Origin of the sequence: Kitasatospora sp. NPDC057940 (genome assembly GCF_042887425.1) — a bacterium.
In the GTDB taxonomy this organism is placed as follows: domain Bacteria; phylum Actinomycetota; class Actinomycetes; order Streptomycetales; family Streptomycetaceae; genus Kitasatospora.
The window spans coordinates 72,288-93,340 of sequence record NZ_JBHVPH010000029.1; the positions used below are offsets into that span (position 1 = coordinate 72,288).

A 21,053-nucleotide genomic window follows, 5' to 3' on the forward strand; every position below is an offset into this window, starting at 1 on the left:
CGTTCGACCGCAAGGGGGGAGCAACCGCGTGGGCCGATTCCCGACCGTCGCGCGACGCGTCACGGGGGCCCTGGCGGCCCCGTTCCGGGCGTTGCGCAGGCGCTGGCGGAGCTGGTCCCGGTGGCGCCGGGCGCTGCTGGTGCTGGCCCTCGCGGCGGCCGTGCCGGTGGCCGCGCTCGGCTCGGCCTTCGTCGCGATCCGCTTGCACTACACCGGCGACCCGTCCGCCGAGGCCCGCACCCGCGGCCGGGACGCGCTCTGGCTCGGCCACGCCTGGGTGGACGGCCGCAAGGGCGAGGCCGACGTCGCCGCGCTGGTGCGGCAGCTGGCCGGCACCGGCGTCCGCGACCTGTACGTGCACACCGGCCCGCTGGAACACGACGGCTCGCTGCCGCCCGCCGTCCACCCCCGGGGCCGCTGGTTCACCGACGCGGTGCACCGGGCGCTGCCGGACGTCCGGGTGCAGAGCTGGCTGGGCGACGAGGTCAAGCCGGAGAAGGACGCCCTGGACCTGGAGGACGCCCCCACCCGGGACCGGGTCACCGCCTCCGCCCGGCAGGTCCTGGACCTCGGCTTCGACGGCGTGCACTTCGACATGGAGCCGATCCGGCCCGGCAGCGCCGGCTGGCTGGCCCTGCTCGACCAGGTCCGCCCGGTCACGGCCGGGCGCGGCGCCGCGCTCTCGGTGGCGGCCCCGCAGCTCGACCCGGTGCCCGGCCTGCACACCGCCGGGATCCTGCTCACCGACCACGGCAAGTGGTGGGACCAGGCGTACTTCACCGAGACCGCCCGCCGGGTCGACCAGGTCGCCGTGATGGCGTACGACACCAGCATGCCGACCGAGCCGCTGTACGGCGGCTACGTCGCCCTGCAGACCGAACTGGCGCTGGAGGCCACCCCGGCCGGGGTGGACCTGCTGATCGGCCTGCCGTTCTTCTGGGACGACCGGCACGGCCATCGGGGTGACGCCGAGACCGTGCCGGCCGCCGTCCGGGGCGTCCGGCTGGGCCTGGGCCGCCAGGACCCGGGGCGGCGGAACTTCGGCGTCGCGCTCTACGTGGACTTCGCCGCCACCCCGGAGCACTGGGCCGCGTACCGGCGCGGGTGGGTGGACGCCTGAGGGGTTCCGGCGGCGGGTGCGGGAGCGGCGCGCGCGGAAAGCGTGCGTGCGGGAACGGCGCCTGCGGGAAGGGCGCGCCGTCGCGCCGCGTCGCCGCCCGGACACCGTCCGCGCCCGCCCCGGACGAACTGACGACCCGTCAGCCGGGACCGTCCGGATATCCGCTGGATCGGGGCGGCACGCTCCCCCAGACTGTCCCGGTGCCCGGCCGCGGTGCGCATCAAAGCCCGTAGGCTGGGCAGGTAGGGACCATGGGGCGAGGCGTTCCATGGGTGACGAGAGGTTCGACAGTCGGCAGCCGACCCGTCGGCGCCCCGGCAGGCCAGCCGAGGCGGCGCAGGTTCGACCGCCGACCGGAGGGAGACGCTGGGTGATCGAGCTGGAAGATGTTCCCGAGTTGATCGACCCGGTGATGGTCTGCGCTTTCGAGGGCTGGAACGACGCGGGCGACGCCGCCTCCGCGGCCCTGGCACATCTCGACGACACCTGGGGTGGCAAGGTGATCGCCGCCCTGGACGCGGAGGACTACTACGACTTCCAGGTCAACCGGCCCACGGTCTGGCTGGACGGCGGCATCCGCCGGATCACCTGGCCGACCACCAGGCTCTCGGTGATCCGGGTGACCGAGCCGACCACCCGGGACGTCGTCCTGGTGCGCGGCATCGAGCCCAGCATGCGCTGGCGCTCGTTCTGCAACGAGCTGCTCGGCTTCGCGCACGAGCTCGGCATCGAGCTGGTGGTGATCCTGGGCGCGCTGCTCGGCGACACCCCGCACAGCCGCCCGGTGCCGGTCAGCGGGGTCACCTCCGACCCGGAGCTGGCCCGCCGGCTGGACCTGGAGGAGAGCCGCTACGAGGGCCCGACCGGCATCGTCGGGGTGCTCCAGGAGGCCTGCACGCACGCCGGGGTCCCGGCCGTGACGCTCTGGGCGGCCGTGCCGCACTACGTCGCGCAGCCGCCGAACCCCAAGGCGACGCTGGCCCTGGTCAACAAGCTGGAGGACCTGCTGGACCTGCGCATCCCGCCGGGCGAGCTCGGCGAGGACGCCCGGGCCTGGCAGCTGGGCGTGGACCAGCTGGCCGCCGAGGACAGCGAGGTGGCCGAGTACGTCCAGCAGTTGGAGGAGGCGCAGGACACCGCGGAGCTGCCGGAGGCCTCCGGCGACGCGATCGCCCGCGAGTTCGAGCGCTACCTGCGCCGCAGGGAGAACGTCGGGCCGACCGGCGAGAAGCCGGTGGCCGGGCACGCCACGGCGGAGCGGCCGGCCGAGCCGGAGTCCCCGGGCGCGGCCCGGGAGAGCCAGGACGGCGACGAGGAGTAGTCGCCGCCCCGGGGCCCGCCCCGGACAACGCCGAAGGGGCGTCAGGACTTCGGTCCGGACGCCCCTTCGGCGTGTGGAGGGATGGCTCTAGAGCGCGACGCCGAGCAGGGCGTCCACGGTGCGGCTGACCAGGCCGGGCGCACCCATGTCGGTGCCGCCCCCGGCCTCCTGCCGCTCGGCCCAACGGTCGACGGCGGCCAGCGCGGCGGGTGCGTCCAGGTCGTCCGCGAGCGCCGTACGGACCTCGTCGAGCAGCTGCTCGGCGGCCGGGCCGTCCGGCCGGGAGACCGCGGCCCGCCAGCGGGCGAGGCGCTCGACGGCCTCGTCCAGGGTCGCCTTGGTCCACTCCCAGTCCTCGCGGTAGTGGTGCGAGAGCAGCGCCAGGCGGATCGCCGCCGGGTCGACGCCCTCACGGCGCAGCGCCGAGACGAAGACCAGGTTGCCGCGGGACTTGGACATCTTGTGGCCGTCCAGGCCGACCATGCCGGCGTGCACGTACGCCTTGGCGTACGGGTGGGCGCCGGTGGCGACCTGGGCGTGCGAGGCGCCCATCTCGTGGTGCGGGAAGGAGAGGTCGCTGCCGCCGCCCTGGATGTCGAAGGACATGCCGAGGTACTGCAGTGCGATGGCGACGCACTCGATGTGCCAGCCGGGGCGGCCGTGGCCGAGTTCGGTCTCCCAGGCGGGCTCGCCCGGGCGGGCGGCGAGCCAGAGCAGGGCGTCCAGCGGGTGGCGCTTGCCCGGGCGGTCCGGGTCTCCGCCGCGCTCGGCGAAGACCGGGCGCATGGCCTCCTGGTCGAGTCCGGAGACCTGGCCGAAGCGGGGGTCGGACTCGACCGAGAAGTAGATGTCGCCGTCCACCTGGTAGGCGGCGCCGCTGGCGAGCAGCTTCTGGACCAGCGGGACGATCCACGGGATCGACTCGACGGCGCCGATGTAGTGGGCCGGCGGGAGCAGCCGCAGGGCGGTCATGTCCTCGCGGAACAGGGCCGTCTCGCGCTCGGCGAGGGCCACCCAGTCCTGACCGGTCTCGACCGCCCGGGCCAGCAGCGGGTCGTCCACGTCGGTGACGTTCTGGACGTACAGGACGTCGTGGCCGGCGTCCTTCCACACGCGCTGCACCAGGTCGAAGGCGTTGTAGGTGGCGGCGTGGCCCATGTGGGTCGCGTCGTAGGGGGTGATGCCGCAGACGTAGATCCGGGCGGTGCCGTCCTGCGGCACGACCTCACGGACCGTGCCCGCTGCGGTGTCGAAGATACGGAGGGGGAGCCCCTGACCAGGCAGGGCGGGAACCTCGGAGGCGGGCCAGGCATGCATGGAACCGACTTTAACCTTGCGAACATTTGAAAGCCTAACCAGTACACAAGATCGACTGGATTCGCTTCCTGTCATTGCCGGACCGCTTCCCGACTGATAAGGAACGGGCCTTGACGGGACCGGCGTTGTTTCCGGCAGGCGTACGGCAGGCTTCGGGCGGGCGTTGGGCAGGCTTCGGGCAGGCTTCGGGCAGGCGTTGGGCAGGCCTTCCACAGGCTTCGGGCAGGCTTTCGGACACGGTTGAGCGCCCGGTCGACCCTGCCGCCGACCGGGCGCCCGGCACCTCGGGGGACGCGGCCGGAGCCGCTACGACCGCTGCCAGAGGGCCGGCACGTTCGGCGGCTCCCAGCCCACCATGGCGGTGTGCGCCTGGAGGCAGACGTAGGAGGCACCGGAGTAGGTGACGCGGTCGCCCGCGTTGTACGAGGCCCCCGGCCTCCAACTGCCGCTCGGCGGCGTGGGCGTTCCGGTCGGGGTTCCGGTCGGGGTTCCGGTCGGAGTGGCGGTGGGGGTCGGGCTCGGCGTGCCCGGGGTCTGCGGCACGTCCAGGACGAAGTCGTAGCTGCCCTCACGGCCCGGGCCGTTCTGGCGGACGTTCATCAGCAGCCGGGCGTCGTAGATGGTGTCCGTGTTGTTGCGCGGCTCGCCGGGGAAGTAGAGCTGGGTGGTGAGCACCGGGCGGCCGGGCGCCTGGAGCTTGACGTGGAGGTGCCGGGTGCGGCCCGGGTAGAGGCCGGGGACGATCGTGTCCAGCTTGAAGGCACCGTTCGCGTCGGTGAACTGGTGGCCGCGGAAGGTGAACCCGCTGTTGTCGTAGGCGCCGTTGTCGTCGGCCTGCCAGAAGTCCAGCAGGACGCCGGAGATCGGTCGGCAGGCACGGCCGAAGACGTAGCCGCTGACGGTCAGCCGGGTGCCGGGGCCGTCGTTGACCATGGAGCTGCGCAGTGGGGAGTTGGGCTTGAAGTAGGGGCCCTCGGTCTGCTCGATGGTGGGGTCGTCGCCGTCGTGGCACTCGGGGGTGAGGCCGGGGGGCCGGCCGGTGCCGGCCTGCTCGCGGGCCAGCGCGACGCCGCCGCCGACCAGCAGCGGGGCGGCGCCGAGCGCGGCGGCTGCCTTCAGGACGGTCTTGCGGCTGATCATGCCGTCGGGCGTGGGCATGCGCCCTCTCCTTCGGGTGGGGGGTGGGGGGATGTGGGGGGCGGCCCTTGCCATGGTGGGGGCATGACAAGGGCCGAACCGGCCGCCCGTCCGCGCGCGCCGGACCGGCCACCGGTGGCCACCAGCAAAGTTACGGGCAGTCCGGGGCCGCCGCGATGGACGCGATCCGGGGATCGTGGTGATTTCCGTCGACCCGGGCCCGGAACTCCCCCGGCGTCATCCCGGTCTCCCGCCGAAAGAAGCGGCAGAAGTAGGCCGGGTCGGCGAAGCCCGCCTCCTTCGATACCTGACGAATCGTCAGATCCGTGCAGGCCAGCAACCGTTTGGCCTCCAGGGTCTGCTGGCGCCGGATCAGCCCGCCCGGGGTGCGGCCGGTGGCCTGCTTGACCAGGGTCTGCAAGTGGCCCGGCGAGACGCCGAGTTCCTGCGCACTGGACGCCACCGAGTGCCGCACCCCGCCCGGGCCGGCGATCAACCGGGTGAAGGCGGAGGCCAGTTCGGTCGGCCGACCGGGCGGCGACGGCCGCTCCCCCGGCCGGCCGGCGCGCAGCGCCCGGACGATCAGGATGTGCAGGCTGGCCCGCAGCACGCCCTGGTAGCCGGGCTGCCTGGAGCGGTACTCGTGTTCCATGTCGGCGAGCAACGCGCCGATCGGACCGGCCTGTTCGCCGAGCCCGAGCGCGGGGCGGGTGGCCAGGGTGCGCAGCGCGGCGAGGTCCTGCGGGTTCCGGAGCAGGAAGTCCTCGTTGAACAGGACGACCTGGCCGGTGAGTTCGTCCGCGTCCGACCAGTAGTGCACCTGGCCGGGTGTGATCACGCACAACTGCGGTGGCGCCAGCGGCCGGTGGACCAGGTCCAGGACGTGGGCGCCGCGGCCGCCGGTGACGTGGACGATCTCGTAGAACGAGTGCCGGTGCGGGAAGCCCGCCCGGGACAGCGGGCCGATCGTGTCGAAGCTCCCGATGGCGAACGGGAGCAGGTGCGGCAGCGGGACCTGTAGCCGGTGCAGCGGCAGGTCCGGCGTGGTGCGGGGGGTGGGGGTGGTCCGTAACGCGTCCATCGGAGCAGTGTGCTGCCGGTTCGCGGACAGGTCCAGACCATCAGCCTGCTAGACCGGGGGCCAGGGGATCGGGGGCCAGTCCTCGGAGGGCAGCGGGTGCCGGCCGGTGCGGCGCAGCCCGGCCACCCGGGCCCGGGTCGCCTCCAGTTCGGCGGCGGTCAGGTGCGGGGCGAGGCGCGCGGCCAGCTCGCCGTCCAGCCGCTCGGCGAGCCGGGTCAGCACCTCCAGCGCCTCGTCGGGCAGCGGCTCGCCGGCCCAGCCCCAGAGCAGGGTGCGCAGCTTGCCCTCGGTGTTGAAGGTGACGCCGTGGTCGATGCCGTAGACCCGGCCGTCGGCGGCCGGGATCAGGTGGCCGCCCTTGCGGTCGGCGTTGTTGAGCACCGCGTCCAGCACGGCGAGCCGGCGCAGCCGCTGGTCGTCGTGGTGCACCAGCAGCGCGGTGCGTCCCCCGCCGACCTCGGCCCGCACGATCGGCAGCCAGCCGTGCTCCGGGCCGCGCGGGTCCTGGAGGGCCAGCAGCGGCTCGGCCTGCGGATCCGGCTCGACCCACAGCTGCACCATCCCGGGCCCGTGCGGCCCGTCGCGCAGCACGGTCGGCGGCACCAGCGCCCAGCCGGTCGCGGCCGACACCTCGTACGCGGCGACCTCGCGGCCGGCCAGCGTGCCGTCCGGGAAGTCCCACAGCGGGCGCTCCCCGGCGACCGGCTTGTAGACGGCCTGCGCGCTCAGCGAACCGTGCGTGGCGGTGCAGTACAGCGCGGCGTTGGACGCCTCGGTGAGGCGCCCGTGCACCGTCAACTCGCCCTCGCGCAGCAGCTCCAGCGCGGTGGGCACGTCGGCGGCGAGGGCGGCGGCGGCTGCCGGGTCCGCCTGGGGCGGGGTCTCGGTGTTCAGCGCCGGTAGCCGTTCGCGCGCGGGCACAGGTGGCCCTCCGGGTCGAGCGGGAGGTTGCAGAACGGGCAGGGCTTGCGGCCGGCCGAGACCAGGTCCAGCGCCCGCTTGGCGAACACCCGGGCCATCGCGCCGGACAGCCGCACCCGCAGCATGTCCGGGCCGTTGTCGTCGTCCTCGAAGACCGCCGCGGCGCTGTCCTCGTCCTCGTCGTCCTCCTCGACCTCGATCAGCGCCTGCGCCTCGACCACCAGGCAGCCGTCCACGCTGTCCCAGGCCAGGGCCATGGTGCCGACCCGGAACTCCTGCTCCAGCGGCAGGTCCAGCGGCGCGGTGTCGAGCAGGTCCTGCGGGGCTGCGGCCGGGATGGAGACGTCGCCGCCGCTGCGCCGCAGCGCCTCGTCCAGGACCTCGTCGATCCGCTCGGCGAGCGCCGCCACCTGGGTCTTCTCCAGCAGGACGCTGGTGATCCGGCCCCGGGCGCTGGCTTGCAGGTAGAACGCCCGGGCGCCGGGCTGGCCGACGGTGCCGGCCACGAACCGTTCGGGCTGGTCGTAGAAGAAGACCTGACGGGGCACGCTCTCGCTCCGGATCGTGTCGGTCGTGGGGATCACAGGGATCGTTCGGACGTCATGGCTCGGGCTGCCGTACGGCGGCCCGGGCGCGGGCTCGCCACGCGGCGGGGCTCGTTAGTCACCCTACGACCTCCGGGCCCCCGCAGGGGAGCCGAGCCGCTGTGGCACCGGCCAGCTCAGGCGGTGCCGCCGGCCGCTGCGGAGCGGGGTGCGGCGGCTCTCCCGCCCACGTGGGGCGGCTCCGGACCGGACGGCTCCGGTCAGGTCGAGTGGTGCCGGTCGGGCCTGGGCCGGGGTCGTACCAGGCAGGTCAGGCGGGTCAGGCGGAGCGGCCGTCTCAGCTGGTGCCGCCGACCACCGCGTCGCCCGCCGGGGCGGCCGGGGCCGCGCCGGGCCTGGGCGCGAGCGAGCCGAGGTCGCCGGTGTCGCCCATCCTCAGGACGAAGGGCCGCTGCGGGGTGTAGCGGATCGCGGTGACCGAGCAGGGCTCGACGCTGATCCGCTGGAAGTGGTCCAGGTGCAGGCCGAGGGCGTCGGCCACCACCGCCTTGATCACGTCCCCGTGCGAGCAGGCGAGCCAGACCGCGTCCGCGCCGTGCTCGGCGGCGATCTTCTCGTTCCACTCGCGGACGGCACCGACCGTCCGGTGGCTCAGCTCGCGCAACGACTCCCCGCCGGGGAAGGCCGCGGCGGCCGCGTGGTCCTGCACGGTGCGCCAGAGCGGCTCCTTGGCCAGCTCGGCCAGCGGCCGGCCGGTCCACTCGCCGTAGTGGCACTCGCCCAGCCGCTCGTCCTCGGCGGGCGGGCCCAGCTCGGGCCGGGCCGCCAGCAGCGGCTCCAGGGTCTGCCGACAGCGCTCCAGCGGGCTGCTGACGGCCTGCACCAGCGGGATCCCCGCGAGCCGGCCGGCCAGCGCGGCGGCCTGCGCGCGCCCGGTGTCGTCGAGGTCCACGCCTGGCGTCCAACCGGCCAGGATTCCGGCGGTGTTCGCGGTCGAGCGGCCGTGGCGGACGAGCAGCAGGGTGGGCATGGGGCTCAGCCTACGGCCTCCGGGCGCGGGCGTGGAGTGGCGGTGCGGGGTACGGGCATCGCGTGCGGGCGGTGGGGTGCGGGCGCGGAGTTCGGGCGTGGGGTGCGGGCGCGGAGTTCGGGCGTGGGGTGCGGGACGTCCTGAGCCGCCGCAAGCACCGGCCCGCGAGGCCGTCCTGGCCCGGCTCCGCCCCGGGCGCCCCGGCCCGGGCCACAATGGCCCGATGATCGTCCACTGCGCCAGCTACCACGACGGCCACCGGATCGAGGCCCCCGACGACCTCGCCGGCGCGCTCGCCGCCGCCCGCGCCGCCGGGCCCGGCGGCTTCGTCTGGATAGGCCTGTTCGAGCCCACCGCCGAGGAACTCGACCACGTCGGAAGGGAGTTCTCCCTGCACCCGCTGGCCGTCGAGGACGCCGTCAGCGCCCACCAGCGCCCCAAGATCGAGCCGTACCAGGGCTCCCTGTTCGTCGCCCTCAAGACGCTCGGCTACCACCCCGGCGCCCACGCGGTGACGATCGGCGAGGTGATGGTCTTCCTCGGCGCGGACTTCGTGATGACCGTCCGGCACGGCGCCGACGCCCCGCTCTCCGGCCTGCGGGCCCGGCTGGAGAAGCAGCCCGAACTGCTGCGCTACGGGCCCAGCTCGGTGCTGCACTCGGTCTGCGACACCATCGTCGACGGCTACATGGAGGTGGCCACCGGGCTCCAGACCGACCTGGACGAACTGGAGGCGGACGTCTTCGCCCCCAACCGGGTCGGCCGCGACACCGCCGGCCGGATCTACGGCTACAAGCGCCAGGTGATGACCGTCCGCCGCGCCACCGGCCCGCTGCTGGAACCGACGCTGCGCCTGGCCCGCGGCGGCGAACCGTACATCCGCCCGGAGACCCTGCCCTACCTGCGGGACGTCGCCGACCACCTGGCCCGGGTGACCGACCAGGTCGACGGCATGGACCGGCTGCTGTCCGACATCCTCAACGCCAACCTGGCGCAGGTCAGCGTGCAGCAGAACAACGACATGCGGAAGATCTCGGCCTGGGCGGCGCTGGCCGCCGTGCCGACGATGATCGCGGGCGTCTACGGGATGAACTTCGAGGACATGCCCGAACTGCACCAGCCCTGGGGGTACCCGGCGGTGCTGTCCCTGATGGGCGTGGTCTGCATAGTGCTGCACCGGGTGTTCAAGCGGCACGACTGGCTGTAGTGCCGCTCGACGGCCCCGGACGGCTACGCCAGGCCGGCGCGCTCCAGGGCCTCGACGCCGGTGCGCAGCGCCTGGATCCGCTCGTCCAGGGTGAAGCCGGACGGGGCCAGGGTGAGCGTGGTGACGCCCGCGTCGGCGTAGGCCTGCATCCGGTCGGCGATCCGGGCGGTGTCGCCGATCAGCGAGGTGGCGTCGATCAGGTCGTGCGGGACGGCGGCCGCGGCGCCCGCGTAGTCCTTGGCCAGGTACTTCTCCTGGATCTCGTCGGCGGCCTGCTCGTAGCCCATCCGCCGGGCGAGCTGGTTGTAGAAGTTCTTCTCCTTGCTGCCCATGCCGCCGATGTACAGCGCGGCGTAGGAGCGCTGGGAGTCGACGCCGGCCTTGATGTCCTCGCCGACCGCGATGGTGACGGTCGGGCACAGGTCGAAGCCGTCCAGGCCCTGCCCCGCCTTGGCGCGGCCGGCCTTCAGCGGGTCGAGGGAGAGCGCGGCGTGCTCGGGCGAGAAGAAGATGCCGAGCCAGCCGTCGGCGATCTCACCGGTCTGCTCCAGGTTCTTCGGGCCGATCGCCGCGATGTACAGCGGGATGTGCTCGCGCACCGGGTGCACGGTGAGCTTGATCGGCTTGCCGGGGCCGCCGGGCAGCGGCAGCGTCCAGTGCGCGCCCTCGTGGACCAGCCGCTCGCGGGACATCGCCTTGCGGATGATCTCCACGTACTCGCGGGTGCGGGCGAGCGGCTTGTCGAACTTCACCCCGTACCAGCCCTCGGAGACCTGCGGGCCGGAGACGCCGAGGCCGAGCCGGAAGCGGCCGCCGGACAGGGTGTCCAGGGTCGCCGCGGTCATCGCGGTCATCGCCGGGGTGCGGGCGGGGATCTGGAAGATGGCCGAACCGACGTCGATCCGCTCGGTCTTCGCGGCGACGAAGCTCAGCACCGTCGCGGCGTCCGAGCCGTACGCCTCGGCCGCCCAGCACACCGAGTAGCCGAGCCGGTCCGCCTCCTGGGCCACGGCGATGTTGTCGGCGTCCATGCCGAGACCCCAGTAGCCGAGGTTGATTCCGAGTCGCATGTGCCGAACCTTCCAGTCGGTGAGGGTTGGTGGCGAGGGTAGCCGCGCACTCGCCGGTCATGCTACTGACCGGTAGTGGTGGTCTGGGTCACACCCGCCGCCGCCCGGGCCCGGTGATCGTTCTGCGGGTCGCCACCCCTGCCCGGACACCGGCCGCTACGCTCAGCCGACGTGGGGAGCGCTCTCCCCACCTGCGCGTTCTCAGGGCTACCGGGGCGCCCGGTGCCACCGGCCAGTGGAGGGCCCGTCCGATGGAAAAACGTCACCTCGGCCGTACCGGTCTCCAGGTCTCCCGGCTCGGCCTCGGCACCATGACCTGGGGCCGCGACACCGACGAACACGAGGCCGCCGAGCAGCTCAAGGAGTTCGTCGACGCCGGCGGGACCCTGCTCGACACCGCCGACGTGTACGCCGACGGCGGCGCCGAGTACCTGATCTCCCGGCTCACCGACAACCTCGTCCCCCGCTCCGAACTCGTCATCGCCACCAAGGCCGGCAGCGTGCCGGAGTCCGCCCGCCGCTTCGACGGCTCCCGCGGCCACCTCCTCGCCGCCCTCGACGCCTCGCTGCGCCGGCTCGGCACCGACTACGTCGACCTGTGGCAGGTCCACTCCTTCGACCCCCTGACGCCCGCCGAGGAGACGCTCAGCGCCCTCGACATCGCCGTCTCCTCCGGGCGCGCCCGGTACGTCGGGGTCTGCGACTTCAGCGGCTGGCAGCTCGCCAAGGCCGCCACCTGGCAGCGCGCCCACCACGGGCGCACACCGCTGGCCGGGGCCCAGCTGGAGTACTCGCTGCTCCAGCGCGGCATCGAGCGCGAGGCGCTGCCCGCCGCGGCGGACGCCGGGGTCGGGCTGCTCGCCTCCTCGCCGCTCGGGCGCGGGGTGCTCACCGGCAAGTACCGGCACGGCGTCCCGCAGGACTCGCGCGGCGCCTCGCCGTACCTGTCCGGGTTCGTCCAGCCGTACCTCGGGGAGCGCTCGCGGCGGATCGTCGACGCCGTCGCCACGGCCGCCGACGGCCTCGCCAGCAGCCCGCTCGCGGTCGCCCTCGCCTGGGTCCGGGACCGGCCCGGAGTGGCGAGCGCGCTGGTCGGGGCCCGTACGGTGGCACAGCTGCAGGCGGCGCTGTCGGTGGAGGCGCTTACGCTTCCGGGTGAGATCCGTGGTGCGCTGGACGACATCTCGTCACCGGTGCACCGCTACCCGGACCAGGGGTGGAGCGAGCTGTAGCCCCCCTCGTTCAGCTGAACACGCAGTGGAGTGACCCTTGGAGCGGACGATGAGTGACACGGAGAACGGCGCTCCGGAGGAGACCTCGGCAGTCTCGGTGAGCCCGGCACAGTCGGCGAGCCCGGCGGAGAAGTCGAGCTCGGTTGAGACGGCGATCACAGCTGAGACGGCGAGCCCGGCTGAGAAGGCGGCGGCGATCGCCGAGCTGGCGCAGCGGATCCGCAGCGTCGGCCCGCAGGCCGCACCGCCGGAGGGCGAGGGCCGGCCCCCGGCTCCCGAGGGCGCCAAGGACGCCAAGGCCCCGGCCCCGGCCTCCGCGCAGCCCGACCAGCAGCGCGCGCAGGCGCTCAAGGACACCGCCGAGGCGCTGACCGCCGGGGGCGCCCCGGCCGATCTCGCGGCCGCCGCGGTGGCCGAGTTCGGCGACGGCGCCGCCGAACAGCTGCGCTCCGACCCGTGGGCCGTGCTGTCCCTGCCCGGCGTCCGCCCCGAACACGCGGACGGCTTCGCCCGCGGTCTGCTCGGCCCCGCCGCCGGCCCCGGCGACCCGCGCCGCGCCCAGGCGCTGGTGCCGTGGCTGCTGGAGCAGGCGGCGCTGCGCGGCCACTCCGCCGTCGAGGTCGCCGAGATCGCGGCCGGGCTCGACCGCCACGGGCTGCCGGACTCGGCCGCGGCGATCCAGGCCGCCGTCCTGGACGGGCGCGCGATGCCGTTCCAGGAGGAGCTGACCGGCCCCGAGGCACACGCGGCGGGCGGCGACGAGGACGAGGAGCCGCCGACCCGGACGCTGCTCGCCCTGGAGCGGCTCGCGCTGGCCGAGGAGAGCCTCGCGGACGGGCTGGTCCGGCTGATGTCGACCTTCGTGCCGGGCGAGGACCCGGAGCCGGGCGACGAGGACGCGGCGGCGGAGGATGCCGAGGGTCCGGCGGAGGACGCCGAGTCCGCGGCCGACTCCACGCCGGACTCCGACTCCGAGGCGGGCTCCGACTCGGGCGTGGCCCCCGCGGAGGCCACGGCGGAGGCCACGGCGGAGGACGCTCCGCAGGCCCCCGCCGCGCCCGGCCCGGCCGCGTGGGCGGCTGCCGCCGAGGCCGCGCCGTCCTCCTCCGCGACCGCCCTGATCCAGGCCGTCGCCGACAGCGCCCTGGTGCTGCACACCGGCGGCGAGGCCGCCCGCGCCGAACCCGCCGCGCTGCTGGCTGCGGCCGGCGGCCTCGGGCTGCGGGCCTGGGCCGCCACCTGGACCGACCAGGGCCGGGAGTCCTTCGCCGCGCTCACCGACACCCCGGCCGCCGTGATCACCCTCGCCGACCTGCTCTCCGGCGCCGCCGGGCCGGGCCGCTCCTCCGACGGCACGCTCGCCCTGGACGTCCTGGTCGTCCTCGACGCCCCGCTGCTGGACGTCGAACTGGCCGCCACCGTCCTGGAGTCGCTCGCCGACGGCACCCGGCTGGTGCTCAGCGGCGACCCCGGCCAGCTCTGGTCGGCCGGCCCCGGCCGGTTCTTCGCCGACCTGCTGGCCGCCAAGGTCTGCCCGGCGGTCGCCTCCCGCACCCCGGACTTCGGCCCGATCGGCGAGCTGGTCTCCGGCGTCGGCATCGGCGAGCTCCAGCCCGTCGATGCGCCGGACAAGGAGGTGGTCATCCTGACCGCGAAGGACGGCGGCGAAGCCGTCCACCGCGCCCTCCAGCTGCTCACCGACTCCATCCCCCGCGCCCTCGGCATCCCCGCCGAGCAGGTGGTGCTGCTCACCCCCGGCCACGGCGGCCCGGCGGGCACCCGGGCGCTGAACGCCGCCGCGAAGGCCCGGCTCAACCCGGGGCCCGGCCGGTTCGGCGGCTTCGACCCGGGCGACCGGGTGGTCGACTCCCCGGCCCCCGGCGTCACCCGCCCGGCCCGGGTGCTGGACGGCGATGCCACCGGCCTGCACCTGGCGTACGCGGACGGCTCGCGCCGGACGGTCCCGCCCGCCCAGGCCGGCCGGCTGCGGCACGGCTGGGCGCTGACCGTCCACCAGGCACTCGGCCGCCGCTGGCCGGGCGCGGTCGTGGTGCTCCCGGAGGACGCCGGCCCGGCGCTCACCCGGCAGTGGGTCTACACCGCCTTCGGCCGCGGCGAGCGGCACCTGTCCGTGGTGCACGCGGCGGGCCCGGCGCTCGCCCAGGCCGTCACCGAGCGCCCGGCGCAGCCCCGCACCACCCGGCTGCGGGCGATCCTCGCCGAGAACGCCGCCTCGGCGTACTAGAGCCTGCGCGCCGGTCAGCGGAACGCACGGAGGGCGGGCCCCCTACAGGTGGGGCCCGCCCTCCGGGTGTCTGCACGACGAACGGTTCAGTCGTCGGGGTCCTCGTCGTCGTAGACCTCGCTCACGTCGAACCGGCAGATCAGCATCTGCGGGTCGGCGTGCTCGAAGGGCTCCGGCAGCCACTCCCCCGGCTCGGTCGGCTCCGCCGCCGCGACCCAGAGCGTCGAGTCCGCCTCCTCCAGGCCGAACTCCTCGCTGCGGGCGGCGATCTCGTCCGGCTCGTACTCGCCGAACAGCACGCCGATCGCGGCGTTCACCCCGCTGGTGCCGCCCCCGCCCGGGGTCAGCGACTCGTCGAGCCGCTCGGCCTGGGCGCGCAGCCGCTTGGGGTCGGCGACGTGGTAGTCGCGGCGGATCAGCACGCTGATCGCCTCCGGCTGTTCGGGGCCGTGGTAGCCGCCCGGACCCTCGTCCCCGGGGATCTCGAAGGGGGTGACCTCGTCGTAGACCTCGTAGAGGATCTGGTCGTAGGCGATGGCCGCCGTCGCGAGCTGCTCGTAAGCGGCGGACACAGCGGGATCGTCCGCTGCGCTGGGGCTCGACACCGCTTCCAGATGACGGTCGATGGCGGCCTTGACCGCCTCGGCGGCGGCGCGTACCTCGGCAATGGTTGGCTGCGCGGCATCAGACATGGTGCAGACGCTATCTCCCCGCGGTGTCGGTACGCACAGCGGTTGTCACCTACACCCGCGATTTCACCGCAACTTCCCCCCTGATGTCCGATCCGCGTGGTTCTGTCCCCGCGCATGCCCGGCGCGAAGGGCGTGCGGCCGGGCCGCGCGGGGCCGATCGGGTGCCGCTTCGCGCGCCGGGATCGGGGTATCCCGTCCGGAGGAACAACGGAACTGATGCACTGTCAGGCGGGTCGGCGCACCCCGGCCGGTCCGGGGCGTCCCGCCGGGTCGGACGGACGGCCGGGAGGACGACCGGAAATACCCGGGCCGACTGTCCGAGGCAGGTCGTAGGCTTGCGTGCAGGTGATCCTCAGGAGGAGAGTTTTGACCCCACCGAAGCCGGTCCGGCAACCGGAGTACGAGTACCAGTCGCTGCGCATGCCGCGCGGCACCACGCGCAATGCGGCACGCCAACTGCTCACCGAGCACGCCGAGTACGGGCACTGGGAGCTCGACCGGCTGAGGCTGTTCCCCGACGGGAGCCGGACGGTCCGGCTGAAGCGGCGGATCATCCGGCAGGTCCGGAGCTGGTGACGGGCGAGCGCGCCTGAACCCGTGAGCCCACCCGCCGCGGCGGGGAAGGGCCGGGCGGAAGGCCGCCGGACCGGGGGGCTCCGGGCCCGGGGGGCTCCAGGCCCGGGAACGCGCCCGTCGCGGTGGGGATCCCACGCCGGGCTCTCGGGCCGGGGCTCCACGCCACGTCAGGCCTTGATGCGGGTTTTCGCGCCGGATCTCCGCCCGCCCGCGGCCGCCCGTACCTCCAGGCGGCCGCGGGCGCGTCACGCTCCGGCCTCGCGCTCCGGCGGCGCCGCGGGGGGTGCGGCGCCGGCGGGGTGCGGCCTACCGACGGCTCAGCGGGCCCCGGCGCGGGCGCGGCGGTAGAGCACACCGCCACCGAGCAGCAGGGCGAGGCCGGCGGCGCCGAGCAGTTCGACGTCACCGGCGCCGGTGGAGGCCAGCTGGCTGCCGACGGCGCCGCTCGGCGTGGAGGCGACGACCGGGGCGGCGGTGCGGGCCGCGACCGGGGCGACCTGTCCGCTCGTGACCGGCGCGACGGCGGGGGCCGAGTGTGCGCCGGCCTCGGGGGTGGTGGACGGGCCGCCGTTGCGCGGGTAGCCCGGAGTCTCCCCGCCGACCTGCGGCGGAATGGACGGGCTGTGCGTCTCGGGGCAGTCGTCGGCCGGCTTCGGGGTCGGGGCGGGCTGCGCGACGTTGGCGCAGTCGTTGCCGAAGGCCGGGTTCCCGACGCCGACCACGTCGACGGAGTTGCCGCAGGCGTTGACCGGGACGTGCACGGGGGCCTGGATGCTGTTGCCGGAGACCACGCCGGGCGAGTTGGCGGCGACGCCGGAGGCGGACGCGCCCGAGGCGGAGGAGCCCCGGTCGGTGCCGCCGTTGGCCCCGGAGCCGGTGTGGGAGCCGGAGCCCACGTGGGAGCCGGAGCCGGTGTGGGAACCGGAGCCCACGTGGGAGCCGCCCGGCTTCGCGGCCTCCGGGTGGCCGCTGGCGTTGGCGCAGCGGTTGCCGTAGGCCGGGTTCAGCACGCCGATCACGTCGACGGTGTTGCCGCAGGCGTTGATCGGCACCTCGACCGGCACCTGCACCGAGTTCCCGGAGGCGACACCCGCCGATCCGGCGGCACCTCCCTGGGCCTCGGCGCCCGCGTAGGCGTAGCCGGCGGTCGAGGCCAGGACACTGCCGGTGGCCACGACCGTGAGGATCCCCTTCTTGGCTACATTCCTCATCTTTTCCCCTGACGTATCGAGAACGACGTGACGACCTTGACGTAAATACCGTCCGAAAGTCGGAATTTCCGTATATCCGGATATCCGGCAAGGTCTTCGACTGCACAGGAGTTAACGAGAGAGCGGCGGGGAGGTTGAGCCGAACGAACCAACTTCACCCGATCGAGCGATTGCCCCCTTGTTTACCTCTCCACACCCCGCTCCCCGCTCCCCGCTCCCCGCATACAAGCGGCCCCCGGGCGGCGCGTCCGCCGCCCGGGGGCCGGATGAGTCGGCTCAACGAGCCTCAGCGGCTCGGAGCGTGACTCAGAAGTTGGCGCAGTGGTTGCCGAACGCCGGGTTCAGCACGCCGATCACGCTGATGGTGTTGCCGCACAGGTTGACCGGGACGTGCACCGGGATCTGCACCTGGTTGCCGGAGACGACACCCGGGGAGCCAACGGCCGCACCCTCGGCGCCGGCACCGCCGTGAGCGGACGCGACACCGGCGGCGGCGATCACCAGGCCACCGGTGGCGGCGGCAACAGCGGCGATCTTCTTGACCTTCATCATTCCTCCTGTATGGACAACGCAACCCGTTCGGCGGGTTGCACAGGGATGAACGAGGGTGTGGCAAACGGGGTACGGAACAGATTTGCCATTCACTCGCAACGGTGATGGTCCGCACACACGGTCGATCCGCATTTCCTTGCAGGATCGTTTCTGTTGATCTCCTTCGCCCTGTCCCAAATCATTAGCTCGGACAATGCTGACGGCCCGCCCCCGGCGCTCCGGGAACGGGCCGTCCACCCGAGGTGCTCAGCAGGCGTCGAGGAACCGGTCCAGCACCCGGACGCCGAACTTCAGCCCGTCCACCGGCACCCGCTCGTCCACGCCGTGGAACATCCCGGCGAAGTCCAGCTCCGGCGGCAGCTGCAGCGGCGCGAAGCCGAAGCAGCGGATCCCGAGGTCCTGGAACGACTTGGCGTCCGTCCCGCCCGACAGGCAGTACGGCACCGCGCGGGCGATCGGGTCCTCCGCCCGCAGCGCCGTCTGCATCGCCTCGACCAGCGCGCCGTCGAAGGTGGTCTCGATCGCCTTGTCCGAGTGCAGGCTCTCCCGCTTCACGCGCGGGCCCAGCACGCTGTCCAGCTCCGCCAGGAACTCCTCCTCGTAGCCGGGCAGGAAGCGCCCGTCCACGTGTGCGGTGGCCTGGCCGGGGATCACGTTGACCTTGTAGCCGGCACCGAGCATGGTCGGCTGGGCGGTGTTGCGCAGCGTGGTGCCGATCATCTTGGCGATGCCGCCGAGCACCCGCAGGGTCTCGTCCATGTTCTCCGGGTCGAGCTCGACCCCGAGCGCGTCCGACAGCTCGTTCAGGAACGCCCGTACGGTCTTGGTGATCCGCAGCGGGAACTTGTGCCGGCCGAGCCGGGCGACCGCCTCGCACAGCTCGGTGATCGCGTTGTCGTCGTTCTCCATCGAGCCGTGCCCGGCGCGGCCCTCGACCGTGAGGCGCATCCAGTGCATGCCCTTCTCGGCCGTCTCCACCAGGTACAGCCGCACCTGGTCGTTGACCGTGAAGGAGAAGCCGCCGACCTCGCCGATGCCCTCGGTCACGCCCTCGAACAGCTCCGGGTGCTTGTCCACCAGGAACCGCGCCCCGTACGTGCCGCCGGCCTCCTCGTCCGCGACGAACGCCAGCACCAGGTCGCGCGGGGGCTTGCGGCCGGTGCGCAGCCGGTCGCGGACCACCGCGAGGGTCATCGCGTCCATGTCCTTCATGTCGACCGCGCCGCGCCCCCACACGCAGCCGTCCGCGATCTCGCCCCCGAACGGGTCGTACGTCCAGTCCGCGGCGTTGGCCGGCACCACGTCGGTGTGGCCGTGGATCAGCAGGCCCGGGCGGGAACGGTCCTCGCCCTCGATCCGCACCACCGTCGAGGCCCGGCCCTTGGCCGACTCGAAGATCTGCGGCTCCACCCCGAACTCCGCGAGTTGCTCGGCGACGTACTCCGCCGCCTTGCGCTCGCCCGGGCCGGAGCCGTCCCCGTAGTTGCTGGTGTCGATCCGGATCAGATCGCGACAGATCCCGGCGACCTCCGACTCAGCCGTCGCCCTCGGCCCCGCCGACTCGCTCCGCTCGCTCACGGTCACTCCTCGTCTTTGGCCCGCACCGACGCACCAGCGCGCCACCCCCAGGACCTGCACCCGGGCCGTACGAGCACGTACGCCCATCCTCCCCCAGCCCCCGACCCGGATCCACCCCCTGCGCGCCCCCGAAACCCCCTGGTCACGCCCCCGCCACACACTCCCTCTTGCCCCCGCCACCGCCCCCGCTCCCCCGCCCCGAACCGTTTTGGGACCCCAAGCCGATCTTTGCTACAGTTACATCTGTCAGCGCGGCCGACGAGAGAACGGAAGCCGCAAGGACAACACCCGGTCCGGGTGGCGGAATGGCAGACGCGCTAGCTTGAGGTGCTAGTGCCCTTTATCGGGCGTGGGGGTTCAAGTCCCCCCTCGGACACCAGCAAGACCCCTGTTGATACAGGGGTCTTTTGCTTTTCCCGGCCGTCGTGTGACCAACCGCGGGGCCGGCGCGTGACCAAGCGCAGGACCGGCGGCCGACCTCGTAGGGCCGGTCGATCCGACGTGACGGCGGGTCGGCCGGCCCTTGGTGGGGTCGGGGCTATCGGGTGTGGAGGCGGTGGGCGGTGCGCCGGGCCCACCAGAGGGCGGCTGCGGTGACGGCCAGGGTCCAGGCGAGTTGTGTCACCGCGTACGGGTGGCCCTGGGCCGCGGAGCGGGCGAGCGGGAACAGGAGGGTGCCGACCGCCAGCGGGCCGCGCAGGTACCAGACCGCCACCTGGCCGGGGCCGGTGTTGCCCATGGGGGTGTTGACACCGATCGTCAGGTGCATGGGCACGACGCCCCGGTAGGAGCTGACCAGCGCGGCCGCGGTGAGTGCGGGTACGGCGGCGAGGAGCGGGAGGAGTCCCGCGGTGTCCCGGCCGGCGAGCGCGCACGCCAGTGCGCCGGCTCCGGTGAGCGCGAGGAGGAGGCCGCCGGGCACCGCCGAGTGCTGGAGGGCGAGCGACTTGAACGTCCAGGGCAGGTTGGTGGAGCGCCGCTGGTCGTCGCTCTCCAGCCGGGCCGGCTCGGTGAGTTGAGCGGCCGCCAGGTATTCGGCGGCCAGGGACAGCACGACGACGATCTGCTGTGCGGTCGAGGTGAAGGAGGGGGCGGCCGCGGTCAGTCCGACGGCGAGCCCGCTCCAGACGACGGCCCACCCCAGGCGGCGGGGGTTGCGCAGCAGGCAGGTGAGGTCGCGCCACGGGACCAGCAGCAGCGGGTGCCGCGGCATGGGGAGGCGGAGCCGGGGGGTGCTGCTCCGCTCCTTGAGCCGCGGTACTCCGGAGCGGGCCTGGCGGAGGTCGAGCATGAGGACGGACGTGCTGATCTGGGCGGCGACCGTCGCGCGCAGCCTGAGGGCGGCCTGCGGGATCGCGGGCAGTTCCCGCCAGGCGAGGACGAGGGCGACCACCGGGGTGCCGACCGACAGCACCGTGCCGACGGCGCCCGCCGTACCCACGAGGCCGAGCGCCCACAGGAGCGGTTGGGACGCCCACCCCCACGGGCCCGACCAGAGCAGGAGGTCCTGCAGCCAGCCCGTCCGCCCCTGCGTCCATGCCGTCCACACGCCGGCGGCGGCGACCGCGGCGAGGAGCCACCCCGCGGCGAAGACCCCGCGGCCGTAGCGGGACATCCACCGGTCGTTGCGCTCGACCAGGACGCCGACCGCGCTCGTGGTGAGCGCCACCGAGACGCCCGTCCAGGAGCCCGCGAGGGTCAGCAGGATCCACGACTGCGGGACCAGGCCCTGCAGCAGGAAGCCCGCGACCGCGCCGGCGACGCCGCTCACCACGGTGGCCAGCGCCACCGAGGACCGCAGCCCCGGCGCGAGCAGGGCCCGCCGGTCGACGGCCGAGGGCAGCAGGAAGCCGGTCGTGGCCCGGTCCAGCAGGACCGGGCCGCGCCACATCGCGCCCCGGGCGGTGAGCAGCAGGGCGAGGACCAGCACCGCCGGGACCAGCGCCAGGAGCGTCGCGGACGCCTGTTCCCCGATCTGCACGGGTGGCCGGTCGGCCGCCCGGGTCGAACTCGTCCACTGGAGCAGGGCGGGGATGCCCCAGCAGCCGCCCACCAGGAGGACCGTGTAGGCGATGAACCACGCGCTCCTGCGCTTCTCCTGGCGCGTGCCGCTCCGGGCTTCGCGCAGGAACCGCAGGGTGTCCGCGGTGCAGTCCCCCGACCTGTCGGGCACCCGCGTCCTCGCCCCGGTCGCGGGTGCCACGCTGTCGCTCAAACC

Annotated in this window: 18 protein-coding genes and 1 tRNA gene; 7 read left to right on the forward strand and 12 right to left on the reverse strand. The window is 74.1% G+C overall.

The features are described from left to right. The first annotated feature begins 28 nt into the window (after positions 1-28). Entirely contained in the window at positions 29-1,120 is a 1,092-nt protein-coding gene (locus ACFVTF_RS31840; protein ID WP_387817670.1) for a hypothetical protein, read from the forward strand. Between the two features lie 370 nt (positions 1,121-1,490). Further along, complete coding sequence (locus ACFVTF_RS31845; RefSeq protein ID WP_350878002.1) at positions 1,491-2,441, forward strand: PAC2 family protein; 951 nt, start codon at positions 1,491-1,493, stop codon at positions 2,439-2,441. Positions 2,442-2,528: 87 nt separating this feature from the next. On the opposite strand, the gene mshC is transcribed toward ACFVTF_RS31845, so the two are convergent. From mshC to ACFVTF_RS31875, 6 genes are all read right to left on the reverse strand, one after another. Continuing rightward, positions 2,529-3,758, reverse strand: coding sequence for a cysteine--1-D-myo-inosityl 2-amino-2-deoxy-alpha-D-glucopyranoside ligase (gene mshC / locus ACFVTF_RS31850; protein ID WP_350878003.1), 1,230 nt, complete (start codon positions 3,756-3,758; stop codon positions 2,529-2,531). Positions 3,759-4,064: 306 nt separating this feature from the next. Next, complete coding sequence (locus ACFVTF_RS31855; RefSeq protein WP_387817671.1) at positions 4,065-4,970, reverse strand: carbohydrate-binding protein; 906 nt, start codon at positions 4,968-4,970, stop codon at positions 4,065-4,067. 76 nt (positions 4,971-5,046) lie between these two features. Then, complete coding sequence (locus ACFVTF_RS31860) at positions 5,047-5,976, reverse strand: AraC family transcriptional regulator (protein WP_371516320.1); 930 nt, start codon at positions 5,974-5,976, stop codon at positions 5,047-5,049. Between the two features lie 48 nt (positions 5,977-6,024). Continuing rightward, complete coding sequence (locus tag ACFVTF_RS31865) at positions 6,025-6,810, reverse strand: SCO1664 family protein (RefSeq protein WP_387817692.1); 786 nt, start codon at positions 6,808-6,810, stop codon at positions 6,025-6,027. Positions 6,811-6,866: 56 nt separating this feature from the next. Further along, entirely contained in the window at positions 6,867-7,445 is a 579-nt protein-coding gene (locus tag ACFVTF_RS31870) for a DUF3090 domain-containing protein (protein ID WP_387817672.1), read from the reverse strand. Between the two features lie 334 nt (positions 7,446-7,779). Then, the gene (locus ACFVTF_RS31875; protein WP_371516322.1) at positions 7,780-8,472 is read right to left on the reverse strand and encodes a histidine phosphatase family protein; all 693 of its coding nucleotides are present in this window, start codon (positions 8,470-8,472) and stop codon (positions 7,780-7,782) included. 223 nt (positions 8,473-8,695) lie between these two features. Here ACFVTF_RS31875 and ACFVTF_RS31880 point away from each other — a divergent pair, with 223 nt between their 5' ends. Then, complete coding sequence (locus ACFVTF_RS31880; RefSeq protein WP_371516323.1) at positions 8,696-9,679, forward strand: magnesium and cobalt transport protein CorA; 984 nt, start codon at positions 8,696-8,698, stop codon at positions 9,677-9,679. 23 nt (positions 9,680-9,702) lie between these two features. Here ACFVTF_RS31880 and ACFVTF_RS31885 read toward each other — a convergent pair whose 3' ends face one another. After that, a complete protein-coding gene (locus tag ACFVTF_RS31885) occupies positions 9,703-10,749 on the reverse strand; it encodes an LLM class F420-dependent oxidoreductase (protein ID WP_371516324.1) in 1,047 nt (348 codons plus the stop codon). Positions 10,750-11,000: 251 nt separating this feature from the next. Between ACFVTF_RS31885 and ACFVTF_RS31890 the strand changes: the two genes are divergently transcribed. Beyond that, positions 11,001-11,981 carry an aldo/keto reductase gene (locus tag ACFVTF_RS31890; protein ID WP_371516325.1) on the forward strand — a complete coding sequence of 327 codons (981 nt, stop codon included), beginning with the start codon at positions 11,001-11,003 and terminating at the stop codon, positions 11,979-11,981. Between the two features lie 49 nt (positions 11,982-12,030). After that, entirely contained in the window at positions 12,031-14,226 is a 2,196-nt protein-coding gene (locus ACFVTF_RS31895) for a helix-hairpin-helix domain-containing protein (protein ID WP_387817673.1), read from the forward strand. Between the two features lie 86 nt (positions 14,227-14,312). Here ACFVTF_RS31895 and ACFVTF_RS31900 read toward each other — a convergent pair whose 3' ends face one another. Then, positions 14,313-14,918: a hypothetical protein gene (locus ACFVTF_RS31900; RefSeq protein ID WP_063346931.1), complete on the reverse strand. Its 606-nt coding sequence runs from the start codon at positions 14,916-14,918 to the stop codon at positions 14,313-14,315. 366 nt (positions 14,919-15,284) lie between these two features. On the opposite strand from ACFVTF_RS31900, the gene ACFVTF_RS31905 reads away from it, so the two are divergent. Continuing rightward, on the forward strand, positions 15,285-15,494 hold the full coding sequence (locus tag ACFVTF_RS31905; protein WP_033350848.1) for a DUF5703 family protein: 210 nt from the start codon (positions 15,285-15,287) through the stop codon (positions 15,492-15,494). Between the two features lie 317 nt (positions 15,495-15,811). Here ACFVTF_RS31905 and ACFVTF_RS31910 read toward each other — a convergent pair whose 3' ends face one another. The 3 genes from ACFVTF_RS31910 to ACFVTF_RS31920 form a co-directional block, all read right to left on the reverse strand. Beyond that, entirely contained in the window at positions 15,812-16,705 is an 894-nt protein-coding gene (locus ACFVTF_RS31910; RefSeq protein WP_387817674.1) for a chaplin family protein, read from the reverse strand. Positions 16,706-17,011: 306 nt separating this feature from the next. Then, positions 17,012-17,254, reverse strand: a complete 243-nt coding sequence (locus ACFVTF_RS31915; RefSeq protein WP_371516328.1) for a chaplin — start codon at positions 17,252-17,254, stop codon at positions 17,012-17,014. A gap of 249 nt (positions 17,255-17,503) precedes the next feature. Then, positions 17,504-18,835 carry a M20/M25/M40 family metallo-hydrolase gene (locus ACFVTF_RS31920; RefSeq protein WP_063346934.1) on the reverse strand — a complete coding sequence of 444 codons (1,332 nt, stop codon included), beginning with the start codon at positions 18,833-18,835 and terminating at the stop codon, positions 17,504-17,506. Between the two features lie 291 nt (positions 18,836-19,126). Here ACFVTF_RS31920 and ACFVTF_RS31925 point away from each other — a divergent pair. Further along, positions 19,127-19,214 (forward strand) — tRNA-Leu (locus tag ACFVTF_RS31925). Positions 19,215-19,373: 159 nt separating this feature from the next. Here ACFVTF_RS31925 and ACFVTF_RS31930 read toward each other — a convergent pair. Beyond that, positions 19,374-21,050, reverse strand: coding sequence for a DUF6297 family protein (locus ACFVTF_RS31930; RefSeq protein ID WP_387817675.1), 1,677 nt, complete (start codon positions 21,048-21,050; stop codon positions 19,374-19,376). Positions 21,051-21,053: the final 3 nt, after the last annotated feature.